At 43.1% G+C, this 16,021-nt stretch carries 17 protein-coding genes; 7 read left to right on the top strand and 10 right to left on the bottom strand.

Features of this window, described 5'->3' with window-relative positions:
* The first annotated feature begins 1 nt into the window (after window position 1).
* From EP181_RS11325 to EP181_RS11295, 7 genes are all read left to right on the top strand, one after another.
* Window positions 2-1,102, top strand: coding sequence for an HNH endonuclease family protein (locus EP181_RS11325; RefSeq protein WP_127471937.1), 1,101 nt, complete (start codon window positions 2-4; stop codon window positions 1,100-1,102).
* 1,272 nt (window positions 1,103-2,374) lie between these two features.
* On the top strand, window positions 2,375-4,519 hold the full coding sequence (gene traN, locus EP181_RS11320) for a conjugal transfer protein TraN (protein WP_172959771.1): 2,145 nt from the start codon (window positions 2,375-2,377) through the stop codon (window positions 4,517-4,519).
* 95 nt (window positions 4,520-4,614) lie between these two features.
* Complete coding sequence (locus EP181_RS11315) at window positions 4,615-5,100, top strand: lytic transglycosylase domain-containing protein (protein WP_127471935.1); 486 nt, start codon at window positions 4,615-4,617, stop codon at window positions 5,098-5,100.
* Between the two features lie 85 nt (window positions 5,101-5,185).
* The gene (locus EP181_RS11310) at window positions 5,186-5,599 is read left to right on the top strand and encodes a PAS domain S-box protein (protein WP_127471934.1); all 414 of its coding nucleotides are present in this window, start codon (window positions 5,186-5,188) and stop codon (window positions 5,597-5,599) included.
* Between the two features lie 56 nt (window positions 5,600-5,655).
* On the top strand, window positions 5,656-6,093 hold the full coding sequence (locus tag EP181_RS11305; protein WP_127471933.1) for a hypothetical protein: 438 nt from the start codon (window positions 5,656-5,658) through the stop codon (window positions 6,091-6,093).
* Between the two features lie 279 nt (window positions 6,094-6,372).
* A complete protein-coding gene (locus tag EP181_RS11300) occupies window positions 6,373-8,058 on the top strand; it encodes a methyl-accepting chemotaxis protein (RefSeq protein ID WP_127471932.1) in 1,686 nt (561 codons plus the stop codon).
* 16 nt (window positions 8,059-8,074) lie between these two features.
* Entirely contained in the window at window positions 8,075-8,683 is a 609-nt protein-coding gene (locus EP181_RS11295; RefSeq protein ID WP_127471931.1) for a hypothetical protein, read from the top strand.
* Window positions 8,684-8,874: 191 nt separating this feature from the next.
* On the opposite strand, the gene EP181_RS11290 is transcribed toward EP181_RS11295, so the two are convergent.
* The 10 genes from EP181_RS11290 to EP181_RS11245 all read right to left on the bottom strand — a co-directional run bounded on the left by EP181_RS11290 (window position 8,875) and on the right by EP181_RS11245 (window position 15,981).
* Window positions 8,875-9,141, bottom strand: coding sequence for a hypothetical protein (locus tag EP181_RS11290; protein WP_127471930.1), 267 nt, complete (start codon window positions 9,139-9,141; stop codon window positions 8,875-8,877).
* 75 nt (window positions 9,142-9,216) lie between these two features.
* Entirely contained in the window at window positions 9,217-9,492 is a 276-nt protein-coding gene (locus EP181_RS11285; protein WP_127471929.1) for a hypothetical protein, read from the bottom strand.
* 127 nt (window positions 9,493-9,619) lie between these two features.
* A complete protein-coding gene (locus EP181_RS11280) occupies window positions 9,620-10,075 on the bottom strand; it encodes a hypothetical protein (protein ID WP_127471928.1) in 456 nt (151 codons plus the stop codon).
* 28 nt (window positions 10,076-10,103) lie between these two features.
* Complete coding sequence (locus tag EP181_RS11275; RefSeq protein WP_127471927.1) at window positions 10,104-11,237, bottom strand: YqaJ viral recombinase family protein; 1,134 nt, start codon at window positions 11,235-11,237, stop codon at window positions 10,104-10,106.
* 13 nt (window positions 11,238-11,250) lie between these two features.
* Window positions 11,251-12,261 carry a RecT family recombinase gene (locus tag EP181_RS11270; RefSeq protein WP_127471926.1) on the bottom strand — a complete coding sequence of 337 codons (1,011 nt, stop codon included), beginning with the start codon at window positions 12,259-12,261 and terminating at the stop codon, window positions 11,251-11,253.
* 168 nt (window positions 12,262-12,429) lie between these two features.
* Window positions 12,430-12,684, bottom strand: a complete 255-nt coding sequence (locus tag EP181_RS11265; protein WP_127471925.1) for a DUF2442 domain-containing protein — start codon at window positions 12,682-12,684, stop codon at window positions 12,430-12,432.
* Between the two features lie 3 nt (window positions 12,685-12,687).
* A complete protein-coding gene (locus EP181_RS11260; protein WP_127471924.1) occupies window positions 12,688-12,948 on the bottom strand; it encodes a DUF4160 domain-containing protein in 261 nt (86 codons plus the stop codon).
* 180 nt (window positions 12,949-13,128) lie between these two features.
* Window positions 13,129-14,082: a hypothetical protein gene (locus EP181_RS11255; RefSeq protein WP_127471923.1), complete on the bottom strand. Its 954-nt coding sequence runs from the start codon at window positions 14,080-14,082 to the stop codon at window positions 13,129-13,131.
* 34 nt (window positions 14,083-14,116) lie between these two features.
* Window positions 14,117-14,653, bottom strand: a complete 537-nt coding sequence (locus EP181_RS11250) for a hypothetical protein (RefSeq protein WP_127471922.1) — start codon at window positions 14,651-14,653, stop codon at window positions 14,117-14,119.
* A 101-nt stretch (window positions 14,654-14,754) separates the two neighbouring features.
* A complete protein-coding gene (locus EP181_RS11245) occupies window positions 14,755-15,981 on the bottom strand; it encodes a replication initiation protein (RefSeq protein ID WP_127471921.1) in 1,227 nt (408 codons plus the stop codon).
* Between the last annotated feature and the right edge of the window lie 40 nt (window positions 15,982-16,021).

Raw genomic sequence — 16,021 nt, 5'->3', positions numbered from 1 at the left:
TATGAACATTGAGCTAAAAAAAATCAAAATAGAAAATTTGGTACAAAGATATTATAGCCACCCTGATAACGGCGTATACGCACTGGATGGCAATCTTAATGTTCGACCCGCCTACCAGCGCGAATTTGTTTATAAAGACGCACAAAGGGATGCTGTAATAGAAACAGTAATGAAAGGTTATCCTCTTAATACTATTTATTGGGCTAAAAACTCAGATGAAACATTTGAAGTTCTTGATGGTCAACAAAGAACAATATCAATATGCGAATTTGCTGTTGGCAACTTTTCCATTAACTATCGTTCATTTTATAATCTACATGAGGATGAAAAGAATAAATTCTTAGATTATGAGCTTATGGTTTATGTGTGTAGTGGTAGCGAGAGTGAAAAACTTGAATGGTTTAAAACAATTAACATTGCCGGTGAAAAGCTACTCGACCAAGAACTAAGAAACGCCATATACACAGGCGCATGGTTAGTTGACGCCAAAAAATATTTTAGCCGTCAAGGAGGTGCCGCACATGCAATTGGGAAGGATTATTTAAAAGGCCATGCAATCAGGCAAGAGTATCTTGAAACAGCTATATTCTGGCACAGCCATGAAATTCATAACCATAAACCTAATATAGAAAAATACATGTCCGAGCATCAGCATGAAAATTCTGCGGTTGCTTTATGGATGTATTATGAACGAGTGATTGGCTGGGTTAAAGCAATCTTTACCAATTACAGAAAGGAAATGAAAGGATTGCCGTGGGGTGTTTTTTTTAACCTTCACAGCGCAACAAAATTAGACCCGGTTCAAATAGAAAGCAAAATAAAAACTCTAATGCAGGATGAAGATGTTACAAACAAAAGGGGTGTTTACGAATACATTTTAAGCGGTGATGAAAAACACTTAAACGTTAGAGCTTTTGATGAAAAAATGCGCCGCGAAGCCTATGAACGTCAAGTCGGAATATGCCCTATTACAGGAGAGCACTACCCTATCGCAGACATGGAGGCTGACCATATCATACCGTGGTCACAAGGTGGAAAAACTAATGCCGAAAACTGTCAAATGATTGAAAAGTTTGCAAACAGAACTAAATCTAATAAATGAAGATTCTTCCTTCCATGAAAATTCAACTCCTACCAAAAATTTTCAAACATTTTAGCTAACAACACATTTTTTAACACTAAACCAGCAAAAAACAGTTCGATTTAAAGCCTAGCATACGCACTATCATCCCGTAATAGTAGGCTTTAAAAAATGGACAATCAAACCTCCGCTTGGCGCAAAATTACCGCTCACGCTATTCTTGTTTTTTTTCTTGTCAATACCACGCTCAACAATCCTGCCATGGCCAATGCTTTTGAACAAGGCAAGGCTATGGGTCAAGCGAACAAGTCCAACTCTATTAACGCCATTAAAGACGGGTCGGCAACTAGCTCTCTCCCTACTTTTGGCGTATCCGGGCAATCACCTTTAAACGACAATTACCCAGGTAAAGGGCGTGATGACCCCTCCAGCGTGACAAAGTTAATCAATTCGGGTGCCACGGTTCAAAGTCAAACATGCGCCGTTGGCGATAAGTCATGTGCTGCACGCTCGTTTGTTACAGAGCGTTATGGGCAAGCTAACCAACAAAATTATCGGTCAATTGCAGAAGGTATGCGCTCAACCGCGAACGGCAGAAATCCTGAAGATGTTTTAGGGATGAACAACCTTCCTACGGAAGGGGGCAGTACGGTATGTATTGAAACGGAGACCACCCTTCCTGATAGCACAAAAGAAGATACCTGTCTTGATGCGACGTTAAAGCAAACCACTTACTTTTCTAAGCTACCCGTGGCCACGACAAACTCTTACACCAGCCCTGTTTGCATAGACCCGGCTTACACCCTTTCGGCGGATAAATCTAAGTGCTTAAAAGAGGTTTACTCTTGTCCTCAAGGGGGAACTTTAAATGGAACGACTTGTACGAAGACTACAAGCATCACTCCATCAGTACCCGGGGTTTGTGAGCCTCCAGTTCAAGTTGTAACCCCGCAAACCTGTGATTACGTCAATGGCTCTTATTCAGGTAATTGCCGAAATCTCAGTCGTTACATTAGAGCAGAGTGCCAGCCTGATGGAAGAGTGTTGATAACATTGAACCAACCGTACTCCAGTGGTTCAGTATTTAATAAAAGCATAACCATCAACCCTCAAAGCAACTCTACCCTATTCAGAGTTCTCACTGGGCATGCCGTTTCACGGAATAGTTGGGGGTTATATTATGATAGCATTTCTACATCTATTAACGCAATTAATGACCACCCCTCATTGCCAGGCACTCCACCAGACCGAGGTGGCACAGGCTCATACAAGACCTGGTATGGATATTTTTACGTGCTAAATGGAACGATTTATTACAAAAACTACACAACTACCGGACGGCAAGAAGGAGGTTACTATACACAGGTGGCGCTTATTGACGTCCCAAACTTGGGCGCATCAATTCCCGCAAGCTGTCAGTCCGGCTACTCAATGTCAAGTGACCAAACATCATGCTCAATGAACTACCCAGCCACCCAATCCTACCAAGAGGCGCAGCCAGGTTGTATGGGCGGCGCGGTGTACTCCGCCGGTCAAGAAATAAAATCCAGTGAAGAATTGGTTAGCGGCACGCAATCCGGCGGAACGATGACGTGTGAATCCGAAAACTATTCTTGCCCCGCTGGAATGGCCATGAACGGCTCTTTGTGCGAAGACCTTAGCCGTATGCAGTATGCAACCAATCCAAAGTGTGTGAACCTGGGCTACATTGCCGCGTCTCAAACAGAAGGGTTTTTGTGTATCACACAAGAACTCACAGAGTGCGCCGCAATGCCCAACGACTGCACCGAAAAAAGCTCTGTGTGCGTTTACAAAGACGAAATACCCAACAGCCCCACTTACAATCAATGTTTGGCGACGGAACGGACAATGGTGTGCCCAGTGCCGGGGGAAACCGTTATCTCTGAAAATTGCAGTTACAAGCCTATGTGCATGGACGGCAACTGTTTTGAGCAAGAACAAAAATGCCCAATCATCCCCGGCGTGAGTCCGGTTCAGCATTACGATGAAACCTGTCAAAACATAACGCGTGAGGATATTCAAAGTTGTCCGGTAACGTACACGTACAGTGCTCCAGATGAGAACGGTGAGCGCGTCATTACCGGTGCCAACGTCAACACGTCTACCTGCACATGGTCAAAGGACGCTAAGTGCAAAATGGCGGTCGTTAGACCTAAAACAGACGAAGAAGGCAAGTCGTATTGGCCAACCGTGGCCAACTTCTCATGCCTAGGTGACACCATGAACCTGTGTGCCTCTTTGGATGCGGATAAAGAGTGTACGCTCACCAACACTGAGAATGAGCAGTTTTCGATTGATGGCAGTACGCCTATCGTGATTTCAAAGCATTTTGATTGTGCCCGCGCCATTACAACCGCGTCAGATACGTGTACAGATGACTTTGCAAAAATGGCGGTTGCTATGGAAGCCTCTCGACAAGGCGGTAACTACTTTGACCCCAATGACATCAAGATTTTCGGCGGCGAATTCCACCGATGCGATAGACGCGAAGCCGCTTTTGGCGGCGTAAGCTTCGGAAGTAAGTCGTGCTGTAACATCTCCGCTCCTGACCCACAAAATAACCGTGACGTTTTGGCGGAAGCAAAAATGTCCATTGGTATGCAAGCCGGTATGGGCTTAATTGACTATTCCATTGACTCAGGCACCTCTTACGTTTACGACTTTATGATGAATAACAGCATGTTCCAATCGGTTTCTACAAAACTAATGGGCATGGCAGGCATGGCCTCTAGCGCAGCGTCTCAAAGCGATATGCTTGCTGACCAAGTGGCCGGCTTTGACCAGGCGCAGTTCGGCGTTAGTTACGCGGGGATTGGTATTTCATACGTTGGTGGGGCAGAGGCAGCCGGCCAAGTCTTAACAACCGGTGGATGGACAGGTTCTTCGTCTATGTCTTTAGGCGGTGGATTCCAGTTGCAGTTCAGCCCGGTTGGATTCTACATTTTCGCGGCCATGCAGCTTTATCAAATGTATCAAGCCGCCTTAGCGTGTGATGAGGACGACTACAAGACCGCAACACTGACCAAAGGTAAATTATGTTACTCCCACGGCTCATGGTGCGAGAAAAAGGATTGCGGACTGTTCGGCTGTACGTGTGTGAAATACAGAACCGGCAAATGCTGCTTTAACTCTAAACTTGCACGCATCATCAACGAGCAAGGTCGCAAGCAACTTGGTCTGACAATGAAAGACTGTAATGGCTTCACAATTGACCAACTTCAGAAATTGGACTGGGGAAAAATCGACCTATCTGAATTTATCTCAGACATGCTTAATAAAGCCCAGCAAAACTTGCCCACGGCGGACGATTTGAAACGCTTAAACGACAAAGTTATTGACACGATTAACACCTCATCACCCAACGGTGTACAGCCTATCGACCTAGGAAAAGACGGAAAAAGCAAGGTTCATAACTAAAAAACACGCTTACGCGACAAAAAAGGTGGCTTTTGCCGCCTTTTTTTATTTCTAAAGTTTGTATTCTTATCTTGAACAATTTTTTGGATTTAATAATGAAAAGAATCTTATTTACATTACTGGTACTGACCTCATTTAACAGTCACGCAAAAAACGCAGAACTCTTAGTTGAGCAATGCCTACCCCCCGCTTACTGGACAGTAATGAAGAGCATTGTCAAAGTGGAATCCAGTGGAAAACTGTATGCGCTAGGCGTTAATGAGGCAGGCTACAAGAGCCATTATCCTCAAACCGTTAATGAAGCTAGGTACACCATTAGAAGCTTGCTTGAAAAGGGCTTGAGCTTCGGCATAGGCCTGGCGCAAATTGATACTCAACACTTTAAGCCAGGCAAGCTGTTTTGGAAAAGAGGCTTTACCGAGGAGGACGCTCTTGACCCATGCACTAACTTAAAAATGGGTGCCATGATTTTTAGTGACAATTATCGTCGATACGGAAATGTGGCCGACGCCCTATCCGCTTACAACACAGGAAGCCCAACAAGAGGCTACAAAAACGGATACCTAGCTCGATTTAATTAACGAAAAAAATCTCAATAAGAATAACACCCACAACCCCGCGCCATTCAATCTCAACGAGAGTAGCGACAGATAACTAGGCAGAAAAATGAGCAACAACTTAAGACCAACAGCAAAAATAGACGAACACGGCGAAATCCTATCGGTAAACCAGGATTATCTAACCATTCTTGGTTATCAAAAAGAATCTGACATGGTCGGTCATAAAATTGCCGAGTTTCGCTCTGCAAGTTTTCCCCCCGCAATCCAAGAAGATATTGTCCGCATTATCAGCTCAAACCACCCTTACACCGGGTTTACGATTGAAAAGACTGCCAGTGGCCAGGAGATTTACCTTGCCATGACACTCATCCCTTTAGGGCAGTCGATTTACAAAGGCTATACCGCTATCAAGCGTGCGCTTTCTCCTATCGAGATTTCACAAATTAAAGCCAGAATGGATTCTTTGGCCAAGGGTCATTCCGTTATTAATAACGGCGTAATTAAAACAAGCTTTACATGAGAACCTTCGGCAACGTGTTTAAGCTAAAAAGCCTTCCCATGATGATAGGCGTGGCCATGTTTACCACAGGGGTAATTGTCGCCGGCGCTTATTTGTATGAGCAAAATCAAATACAGTTCGTTAAAAATGCGTCTTTGACCACTTATTCAAATGCGGTAAGCGTTGAAATTGACGGAATTATTTCTCAAAAAGAAGTGATTGGTGAGACCAACTTAGTAGGCATCACGAAATCCACTGAGTTAAAGAATGCCATCAAAGAATTAGATACCTCTGCATTGATTGAGGAGCTAGGTCATGTGCCAGCGCACTACAAAGAAAGCAGTGATTTAAAAACATTGTCCTGCAAATGTACGACCGCAAGGGGAACTCTATTTACCGCTCATGGGTCAAAAACAGCGAGCAAACAATTGCGCCGTCTGGTCGCGGCTACATCAAAGATATGCTTAAAAACAAAACTAAAAACTCGTATTTTGTTTTTGATGAAAACGGATTAAGCATTAAGTCCCTCGTGCCTATTTTAGATAATGGTGACGTTATCGGTATTGGCGAGATGACACAACGTTTTCAATCGGTCAAAAAGAGCTTGAAGCTAAGAGCGGTCATCATTTCTTAATTGCGATTAAAGATGAGTATATTCAAAAGCACCCTCTGCGGTTCTTGACGCGAACAAAGACAATCAACCCATCGGTAAAGATGGCAAGTTCCGAATTTGCTCAAGTGACGAGGCAAGACACTGCAAAATAACGGAAAATCACTTAAAAATCCTAGCTGACGTGGACATTTCCGCCGTTACCGAGGCAAAAACCATTCATCAAGGCGATTATATTCACACCACTTCCGAAATAAAGGACATTAAGGGTGAGATTATTGGCTACTCCTTAACCAGCATTGATGCATCGACTTATCAAACGTATTTGGATGGTAATTTAGCGGTGGTGAAAAACACCTTTTACAGCGTTATTACATCAACATTGATTACGTCGTTGTCGTTACTGTTCTTAACCTGGCTTCTATTGATTCGCCCTATTGCTCGCATGGAAAAACAGATTCAAGCGGCGGTAGATTCTAGCGATTTATTTGCTCGCGTTGAAAGCGTAGGCAACAATGAAATGGCTGCGCTTGCGCTTGCCTATAACGACCAGGTAAGCAAGTTTCAACAAGCGTTTAATGACGTGTCTTTGTCGCTTAGCAATATTTTAAAAGGCGAGTTAACCACTCGACTAGACCAAGAATACAAAGCCGATTTTAAAGTCATTCAAAACCAACTTAACAGCACCGTAGACGGTCTGCAAAATACCTTTAAACGCATTAACGAAGTGCTAACTGATTTACGCAATGGGCAATTTGGCAACTCACATTCTAACGACTTAGACGGGCAATACTTTGACATTGTTGAATCCGCTAAAAACACGATGCACGACCTGTCCAACGTTTTCAAAGAGATTGACGACGTTATGTTGCAAGTGTCTAAAGGTGACTTCTCACTGAGAATTAAATCAACAACGAAAGGCGACATCAAAAAGCTGTCTGAAATAATCAACGGCTCATTGGTCAACCTTGAGCGTGGCTTTGATGACGTGGTAAATGCGTCACAACGCCTAGCACAAGGCGACTTTACAACCGAAATCACGGGCAGTTACGAGTACAAAATCGACGACGCTAAACAGGCGATTAACACCGCTGTTCGCGACTTAAGGGAAATGGTTTACGGCATCCAAAAAGCGGCTTATAGCATCCAGGGTTCCATGCAATCGGTAGCCACTGGCACTGAAAGTCTCAACGAGAGAACGCAAGAACAAGCGGCTTCATTGGAAGAAACATCCGCCGCAATGGAGCAAACTTCAGCTCAGGTAAAAAACAATCTTGAGCTTACAAAAGAAGCGACTCAAATTGCGAACGGACAAACTCTTATCTTAACGAACATGAACAGCGTAATGTCCGAAACGCAAGACTCTATGCACTCTATTAAGGAGGCCAGTGACCGCATACAAAGCATCACATCACTAATTGACTCAATCGCGTTCCAAACCAATTTGCTGGCGTTAAATGCGGCGGTTGAAGCGGCGCGTGCCGGTGAACACGGTCGTGGGTTTGCGGTGGTTGCGGGCGAGGTTCGTAATCTTGCTGGGAAATCGGCGGACGCGGCAAAAGAGATAAATAAGCTGATTGGTGAGACCTCTAAATCGGTTGATTCGGGTGCGAGCAAGGTAAACGAGGTCAGTGAGTTGGTTAAAGAAATCACAACACAGACTAACCGAATGAAAGGTGTGGCCGCCAGCTTAGAGGTTTCATCTAACGAGCAATTTATTGGGATAAATGAAGTCAATCATGCCATTGCCAGTATTGATTCTGTTACGCAGCAGAATGCGGCTTTGGCGGAAGAGACCTATGCCACCGTTGAAACGGTAACGGGTGATGCGGAATCTCTCATTCAAACAATTAATCGTTTTAAAATTTAGCAAAAAGGTACTAATCATGCTAAGAGTGTTAAGTGTGTACGACCATTACGAAGACCGGTTCAAGGTTTTCAATTCTCCAATTAACTTTAGAACCTTGGATACACTAGAAAAAGGCATTAACCGATATTTACCTGATTTTATTGCCAGCCCTCAACTAAATCAGTTTAAATTTAAGCCACGCTCATTTTTTCTTTTATCTAAATTTGGAAATTACACGTTTATTAATGAAGAAACGAGGGAAGAAATTCACCAATCGTTGGTGCAAGCTGAGGTTGTACTGGAAATCGCTCATAGAGGACATACAATGGGCGAAAAAGACTATAGGCTAAGGATAGATATTGTTTGTAATAATCCCGAGCAAATTAAAGAGATAAACGAATCTATTTTCGTTCCATCATCTTGGGCTTCAAATGCAATGAAAAATTTAACGATTGTTAAAGAATTTAACCCTAAAACCCGCCGGCTCTTTTTTAGACCGCACTTAAAACACAGCCAGGAAAGTCTTATTTCTGGCTGTTATCTCTTGCCGCAGCATTTAACGTGTTTCTTATCCAGTCGGATAACTTGCCCGGAAGTGCTGCTTCTTCCCATGAAGATTTCTCTTCTTTCGTCATGCGAAAACTGATGGATTCGCTATTGGTTTTCTCTTTTCTTGCATTTTTATTTCCAGCATAGCCATTCTTGTTTGACATTTAGTGAGGAACCTTTATTATTAAACAACTGCTGAACAAGCAGCTTAGTAAATTATATGTGTTAGTTGTTCACTACCGAACAGGTAGCCAAGCCTCCTTAATTTTAACCGGTTAAGGGGGCTTTTTAACTTTGCTTTTTGATGATGTGATTCAAAAAGCCAGCTTTGAAATCTAAGTCTACGGACTTACGGTCAAGCTCTTCTAATCCCTCGTAACTGTACCACCATCTTTTTAACGCGCCCGTTGCGGTATCTTTACCGAGTCTTCTCAATTTCTTGTCAAGAGTGGATGTCTCGTACCATAATTCTTTACCATTTTTGTCAAAGGTCTTAAAGATGATGAACCCTGTACCGCGCTTTCTGAAATAAATATTTTTGTATGGCGCTACCACTTTAGTAATCCTATCTAAGTGTCAAAAATTATTCTGTACACGCCCATTAGCGTAATTGCGAGTGCCCATGAGCAATTAAAGTGTTTTCTTCTCAAACTGCCCGCACGACTCTTCAGGCCTGGTGTAGTCGGCTTTTGCCACTTTTGAGCAAGCACCATTTAACCCCGAGCCAAACCCACCCAAGGCTTGAAAAAATTGACACCTTGCACAAACAGCGCCGCTTCCCCAGATGGACGCAAATCTAGCTTTTAAAGCCTCATTCTCACCAAGAATAGCGAGCCGTTCTTCTTTGGTTGTTTTTGATAGCGCCTGCCGTATTAGCTGAAGCTCTTTGGTGACGACTCCTGCCACAATTAATTTCCACCGTGGAATATTTGGGTTATTTCTCCTTGCGAGAAAAATACAAGTAGGCCAATCATTACCGTTAAAAACCCTGAAACTAACACAATCTCAGCAAGAATTATCTTTCGTTCAATATTCACCTAACCCCCCCTTTTTTTTCTTGCAACAAGGCTTTTGCCCTAATTAATTTGTCTTTAACAATACCAGGCCTGGTAAGCACTTCAGATGCGTAGATGCGAATCGTGCTATAACCGTGCATAAACACCTCAAAACTCTTTTCTCGCTCGTTTTTAAACGATTCCAGATATTTTCCATGTGACTCCCAACCATCCATTTCAAAAGTCACCTTTAAACTCTCTATGACAAAATCAGAGCGCCATTTGCGACCAATATCCAGGCACAAGCATACTTCACGCTGAACTGGATGTTCTGGCTCAAACACGTCATTTAATAGTACAAAAAGCGCCTCTTCTGCTGGATTAATTGCTTTTCTCTTGTTAGGAGAAGCGCCTGCCGACTTTGTTTTTGTTGGCGCTGGCTTTAAGCGTCTTTTAATCTGCTCAAACGCTCTCTCGCCGAGAATTTGTTTCACTTGCGACAGTGGGATGCCCATAATTCAATTAGAAGTTGAACAAGCCGGCTTCCATGACATTTCTATTAGGCATGACCGCTGGGACTTGATTGCTTTGTTTGTTGCCGTGCTTGGCTTGTATCGCTTTTGCGTTTTTAATTTGCTCAGGCGTGGGTTTGTTTTTGGCGGCTTTTACTTGCCAAGAAGAAGATTCGGCTTTACGGCACGAATCCAACTCTTCGGCGGACATGAACTGGAGCAAGCTTTTTTCATCCAAGCCACCTTTACGGGTCATTCTTGAAACCTCTACCCCACTGCCAATCATTTTGATAGAGCCGGCGCTCTTGGCGCTGTTAATCAACGCTTTTTTGAACGGCTCCATGCGACTTTCAATCGCGTCTTTTTGAGCCATCAATACATCAAGCTCTTTTTTCGCGGCAAGATATTCGTCCGCCAGGCTTGCCCAAACGTCGTTATCGACCAAAACTTCCGCAACGGTCTGTTCAAAGTTTTCCCAGCCTTTAATTAGCTCTTGCGCTTTACCCGGTTGAGGCGTGTATTCCATGTATTCAAAGTGGTTGGCCGCGTAATGGAATCTTACGCCGGCTTCGTCGATTTGCTCTTCGCTGAACGTAACCAGTGAATCTCGAAACTGTTCAAGGTCTTCCGCCGGTAGCTTGAAGGCATCTGAAGTAACGAAAATGACTTTTTTAGCGCCAGAAACCAACAATTGCTGCTCAAGCTGCCAGGTATACGCAGGCGTTAAACTCTTGTTGCGAACATCTTCTGCCAATGACTCGTTCCATTGTTTGTGTTCAAACAAAGTGTCGCCATCAAACGTAATCCCATCAAGACTGGCAGACAGCATCATGGACAAAGACGGCACGTTCATTCGACACGTCGTATTGGCCAGCGGTTCGTTAATAAGCATCGCGACCAGCGGGCGAGCGCACTCTTCGGTCTCATGGCCATTGTCGAAAATAGTTTGCTGATAATCGCTGACGACCACCGCTTTCAATCCTAGTCGGATTAAAGCAAGGTCTTCGGGCTTGAGCGGCTCGAACTTGCTTTCACCCATCATTGAAGGCGCTTCAGACGCAGGGTAATGGTTCTTGCGGAACTCTAGCCATTCAAGAGACCCTTGAACCAGGTTTACAAATTCAGTAACAAATTCAGTTTGCATCACAAATCCCCTATCAAGCGGTGGCTTGAACAAATTCACCGTTCAAAACGTTGCCTTGCATATCAGCTTCGCGTTGCTGCTGGACGTTTTTTTGGATTTTTTTCTCAATCATAGAGACCAAATTTTCGTATTGCACAGCGTCTAAATCTTGGTAGGAATTCACAGTACGCTGAGAAACGGAGGAGATGAATGCGAACATTTGGGCTTCGTTGCTTCGGCTCGATGCCACCATTTTTTTCAACTCTTCAATTTTCTCAACTGAAACTGAAGGTGCGGTCTGTACTGGGGTGATTTCCTCAAAACGTCCGTTTTTAATTTCACGAACTTGGATTTCGCGCTCTAGCATTTCCATCACTTCTGAGGAGTTTGGCAATCTTTTGGCCAAACGGTGAAGAACGGTTTTTAAGGCCATACGGTCAAAGAACTTACCCCACACCGACCACTCGTTCAACTTGCCTGTCTTGGTATCAATAGCTGATTTGGACAGCATCATAATCCGCTGTACGTCTTCGAGCGTCATCACTTCAATAATGGCTTCGCCATTTTTTAGCTTGGCCATAGCGAACACTAATTTGATGTCGTTGTTTGTCCGGTTTTTTGAATTGTAATTAGGCTTGAAAGACAAATACTCGCCATTAATGTCCATCCCAGTATCAAATTGGTCTTCGGTGTAGACGACTTTTGCAGAAATGTAAGGCACTTCACCCGACTGTCTCAAGCGTTTTAAAATGCCGTCAATCATCGGTTGGTACTGGGCATTAGCCACCCAATTTGAACCTTGTTTTTTGTTGTAGATGACGATGGCCGCTTCTTTGCCGTCTGGAACTAGGCCGTCTTTGGCGCACTGAATGAATGCCTGGGCTAATGAGCTGGCTGTACATGTTTGCAAGTCTGGATTGACCATTGCCGCTGTTTGGCAAATCTGCATGAAGTTTTCTACTTTAATATGAGCCGGCAACAGATTAACTAAGTCTTGCTTTGAGTTACTTAAAACTTGGTTGATAACGGTGACTTGATTTGACATGATTTTCTCCAGTATTTGAGAGAGGAACTGTTCCCCTTTTGACTGAGTTTATTATTATTCATTTTCATATTTAAGTCAATATAAAAACCAAAAAAAATCCATTTCTAATTTTAGGATTAGGTCAATGGATTTTTATTCTTGATGAGAGTTTTGGCGGTGACTTTGCTGCTAATTTAACACCCAATTGCCATTTTTTTTAATCTCTTCGTGCATCGCATCAGGAGCCAAATCCAATTCACCTGGCCATGTAACAACACCTTCAACAACGCTTACTTGACGGAACTCTTGGGGGTCTCTTAGTCGTTCAAAAACACCATAAAAAAAAGAGTTGGTAAATTCGACAGTTCCTTGAACGCCATCCTTAAAGCAAACAAAAAGGGTATTGTCTGCCTTTACACTAACTTCTGTTACGTCCCATTCCATAGCTTACTCCAAGGGTGCAATTGGGTTTGGCTCTTGGTGGTTCGAGCAAAGCTCCCAATCCTCCATTAGTTCAGGTTGATGCAACTCTACCCAGTCTAATACCAAGTTTGCAGCTCGACGCGGCAAAAAACCTTTAATTATTTCCATTTTTTGAAAATCAACCACCGCATTATTCCCGCTGTATTTAACATGAATGTGTGGTGGGGCGTGGTCACCATAAAACATTTGAATAATGATACCGTAGAACGAACTGATTGTTGGCATTTTGAAACCTTTTTTAATTTAAACAAATACAGCTACATATTTTTCTCCACTCAGAATTTTTAATTTGGGTGGAGATGGATAGTGTCCAGGCGTTAGCTTGCTAACTTGGGGGGAGTAGTTCACATAACGAAAGATGGTTATTAATTTTTCCCTTTTTTGAGAAGTCTATACGACGAAACATTAACTCTCAGCGAGAGAACTAACCAGGCCTGGTAAGGCGGGATTACGTCGCTTCCAGTATTCTACATACACACCCTCTTTAACCCACTTCTGATAAACCCGGTAAAGCTGTGCAATATCACAATGCATTCCTAGTCGGTGATGCACGTCCACTAAATTAATACCTTCTTTGTCCATTAATCGTTTTATTTTGCCAACTTCAAATACGCGTACTCTTTGCATCTCTGGGCGCTTGCTTTTAAGCAATTCTCTAATGGCGTCCGACGACATCTCGTTGAGAACTTTTACTCGCTCATAGACCATAATGAGTTCGCTTAAGGTAGGCGCTCTTGAACGCGAGTCGTGGTCAAAGAACTTTAGCCAAAATAAGGACTTCTCAGTATGGTCATCATCCACAAACAAACTTGATAAACTCTTAATCAGGACATTGTACTCAAATCGAAACCGTTCAATGGTTTGCAGCATTTCAGCCACCGCAGCTTCAAAGGAGCGAAAACTCTCAAGGGGTATCAACGTCATCAAATTGAGGTTAGCTAATTCGCTGGGAAACAAAGTGGCTTCGTTTTTTAGCATGTTTTCCATCCTATCAAGAGAGGCTTCATTCAAAAGCTGAATGAAAAACTCCGGTGATACGATTTTGAGACGAGGTTCCAGTTTTTTAATAATCGCATGGACATCAAACAACGGTTGAGTTCGTAACTGCCCACCCTCTTCTTTACTCTCAACAAGAACGTGTTGGTTGATAAACTTGCTATGACTCTCCAACGCCTTTTCATTTAACAAGCCCAGCATCCAACAACCTAGCTTGAACTGGACAAGCAATCTATCAAACTGCTTTGGTTGAGACAAGCCAAGCAATCTACCCAATTGAACCCGGCTATAACTGGACAGGCCACATTCATAAACTGCGGTGCCTTCACTTAAAATGTAATTAATTGTTTTTTCTGCGTGCATGAAGCCTCTCTTATTAATACTAATTACGACCGGCTCAATCCGTTAATCCAGGCAGTGCGAGCGATAATCCCTCTATCTGGTAAGTGGACAGACCAATATAGGCCAAGCTCACTAGCCAAATGAAAGAGCCTAGAAGCTTACTGCTGGCTATCTTGTAATCCTGGCCAGACGGGAAGGCTGCATGGGTGATTATCATGTTTAAAATCAAAACGGCGCCTACATGAAGGTAATCCAATTCAGAATCCATTAGTAAATGAAAACTTAAATACGGTGACATGAACAGTATCAAAGGTGCCACCGCCACCGGGAATGCGTTGTACCAACGGATGTTGGCGCACGTTACCGAACCGAGCGTCCAACTACCGTCTGAATTCTTACTGGGAATTAAACTTACTCTTACCGGGTTGGCAAAAGTGACATAAGCCATAACCAGGTGAGCTGCTTCGTGGAGAATCACCCCTGGCAACGCGACTACCGCGTACAGATATGGGTTCTTAATTTTTCTCATCAAGAATGCGCCAAAAAACGCGAGCACCACGGCAGCCAATAAAAACGCTTCTAACTGATTCACGTCGCTCCCGTTAAGAATTTCTTGACCGTATTAAGTCATTATTATCCATATTTAATTATAAGTCAATTTCACAACAAGAAAAAGCATTTTAAAATCCATAATCACATCCTGTTAAATGTTTTTAGTAAATCTTTTGGGGAACGAATGCCTTCTGGCAAAGGGTATTCGTCTTCTTGATTTGGCGGCGGCGGCGGTTCTGCTTTTTTGGGTAATGACGGTTTTTCAGGAGGCCTTGGAGCCGGCGACGAAACAACCGGGTCTGAGGTTTTTGAGAAATCTATTGACGACTGATTGCTTGCGGGATTTTTTGACATAAACCACTCTGCTTCAAATCGCTTCCACCCAGAGGCGTAGTATTTGTGCAGCACATCCTTTATCGGCAAGCTTGTAAGACCAGATGCCTTTATTAACTCTTTAATAACCGAATTAATAGATTGCTGAGAATCCTGGTGCTTAAGTGACAACCTGTGGGAGACTAAATTATCGAACATTTCATCGGTAAAGCCTTTAGAGAGATACCCGTTCTTTAAATCTTGTGGCTCAATTGGTTTTTTCTGAACGGTCGCTCTAGGCTTCTTCTCAACGGCTTCAACGATTTCGCCTTCTATAATGTCACCCAGTTCAACTTTTGACTTTCTTTTTTCAACCGTAAACAACAAGTGTGTAACTCTTTTTCCACCGGCTCTTTTCTCTTCCTCAAAGGACAAAAATACGGACGTAAATGCGTTTATTTGTTGCATTCCTGCGTAAATTACGCTTTTAACTTGCGCGTAATTGTAGCTCTGAGGGATAGACAACTGAGCTTTCACTTCATCAATCTCAACAGGAAATGTTTTCACACATTGGTCACACCAGCTTTTTGCAACATCATACAAGCGCAACGTGTAAATGCTCGTAAAATTCGCAGTTTCTTTGAGGTGTAAGAAGGTTCTGTCATCTTCTTTTAAAGATTGAAGAAGAGGAAGTATTGATTCGTTAAACTCCAGAACCAAAGCCCCATTTTTTTTGAAATACTCTTGAGAAGATAACAAGGTTACTTCTTTAATGGATTCGTCGTCATTTTTAATCCTTAAGATTTTACGAACAAGCCCACTGCCGGCGGCTTGCAAGGTCTTATAAGAGTAACTTGCGTCTACACCATAAACGGTAGAATAATAGTCTGCTGTGATGACAACCTTACGATTCCCACTTACTAGCAAAGAGATAGCCGCCTCCATTACTCGTTTCTCACTCTTATTGAGAGTGTAGTAAGCTTTGGCCAACTTATGGGATTTAACCGAACGACCATAATCTTGTGGTTGCCCCGGTTGAATTTGTATTTTAGACATTTAAGGCTCAACTTTTTTTAGAGAAATGAATATACCAAAC

Source organism: Thiomicrorhabdus aquaedulcis (genome assembly GCF_004001325.1).
Classification (GTDB): domain Bacteria; phylum Pseudomonadota; class Gammaproteobacteria; order Thiomicrospirales; family Thiomicrospiraceae; genus Thiomicrorhabdus; species Thiomicrorhabdus aquaedulcis.
Note: the sequence above shows the minus strand (reverse complement) of the source record. Positions and strands in the feature narration are given on the sequence as shown.

Coding starts and splice junctions, on each gene's coding strand:
- EP181_RS11325 (WP_127471937.1), top strand. CDS start 2: ATGAACATTGAGCTAAAAAAAATCAAAATAGAAAATTTGGTACAAAGA.
- EP181_RS11315 (WP_127471935.1), top strand. CDS start 4,615: ATGAAAAGAATCTTATTTACATTACTGGTACTGACCTCATTTAACAGT.
- EP181_RS11310 (WP_127471934.1), top strand. CDS start 5,186: ATGAGCAACAACTTAAGACCAACAGCAAAAATAGACGAACACGGCGAA.
- EP181_RS11305 (WP_127471933.1), top strand. CDS start 5,656: ATGTTTACCACAGGGGTAATTGTCGCCGGCGCTTATTTGTATGAGCAA.
- EP181_RS11295 (WP_127471931.1), top strand. CDS start 8,075: ATGCTAAGAGTGTTAAGTGTGTACGACCATTACGAAGACCGGTTCAAG.
- EP181_RS11275 (WP_127471927.1), bottom strand. CDS start 11,237: ATGCAAACTGAATTTGTTACTGAATTTGTAAACCTGGTTCAAGGGTCT.
- EP181_RS11270 (WP_127471926.1), bottom strand. CDS start 12,261: ATGTCAAATCAAGTCACCGTTATCAACCAAGTTTTAAGTAACTCAAAG.
- EP181_RS11265 (WP_127471925.1), bottom strand. CDS start 12,684: ATGGAATGGGACGTAACAGAAGTTAGTGTAAAGGCAGACAATACCCTT.
- EP181_RS11260 (WP_127471924.1), bottom strand. CDS start 12,948: ATGCCAACAATCAGTTCGTTCTACGGTATCATTATTCAAATGTTTTAT.
- EP181_RS11255 (WP_127471923.1), bottom strand. CDS start 14,082: ATGCACGCAGAAAAAACAATTAATTACATTTTAAGTGAAGGCACCGCA.
- EP181_RS11245 (WP_127471921.1), bottom strand. CDS start 15,981: ATGTCTAAAATACAAATTCAACCGGGGCAACCACAAGATTATGGTCGT.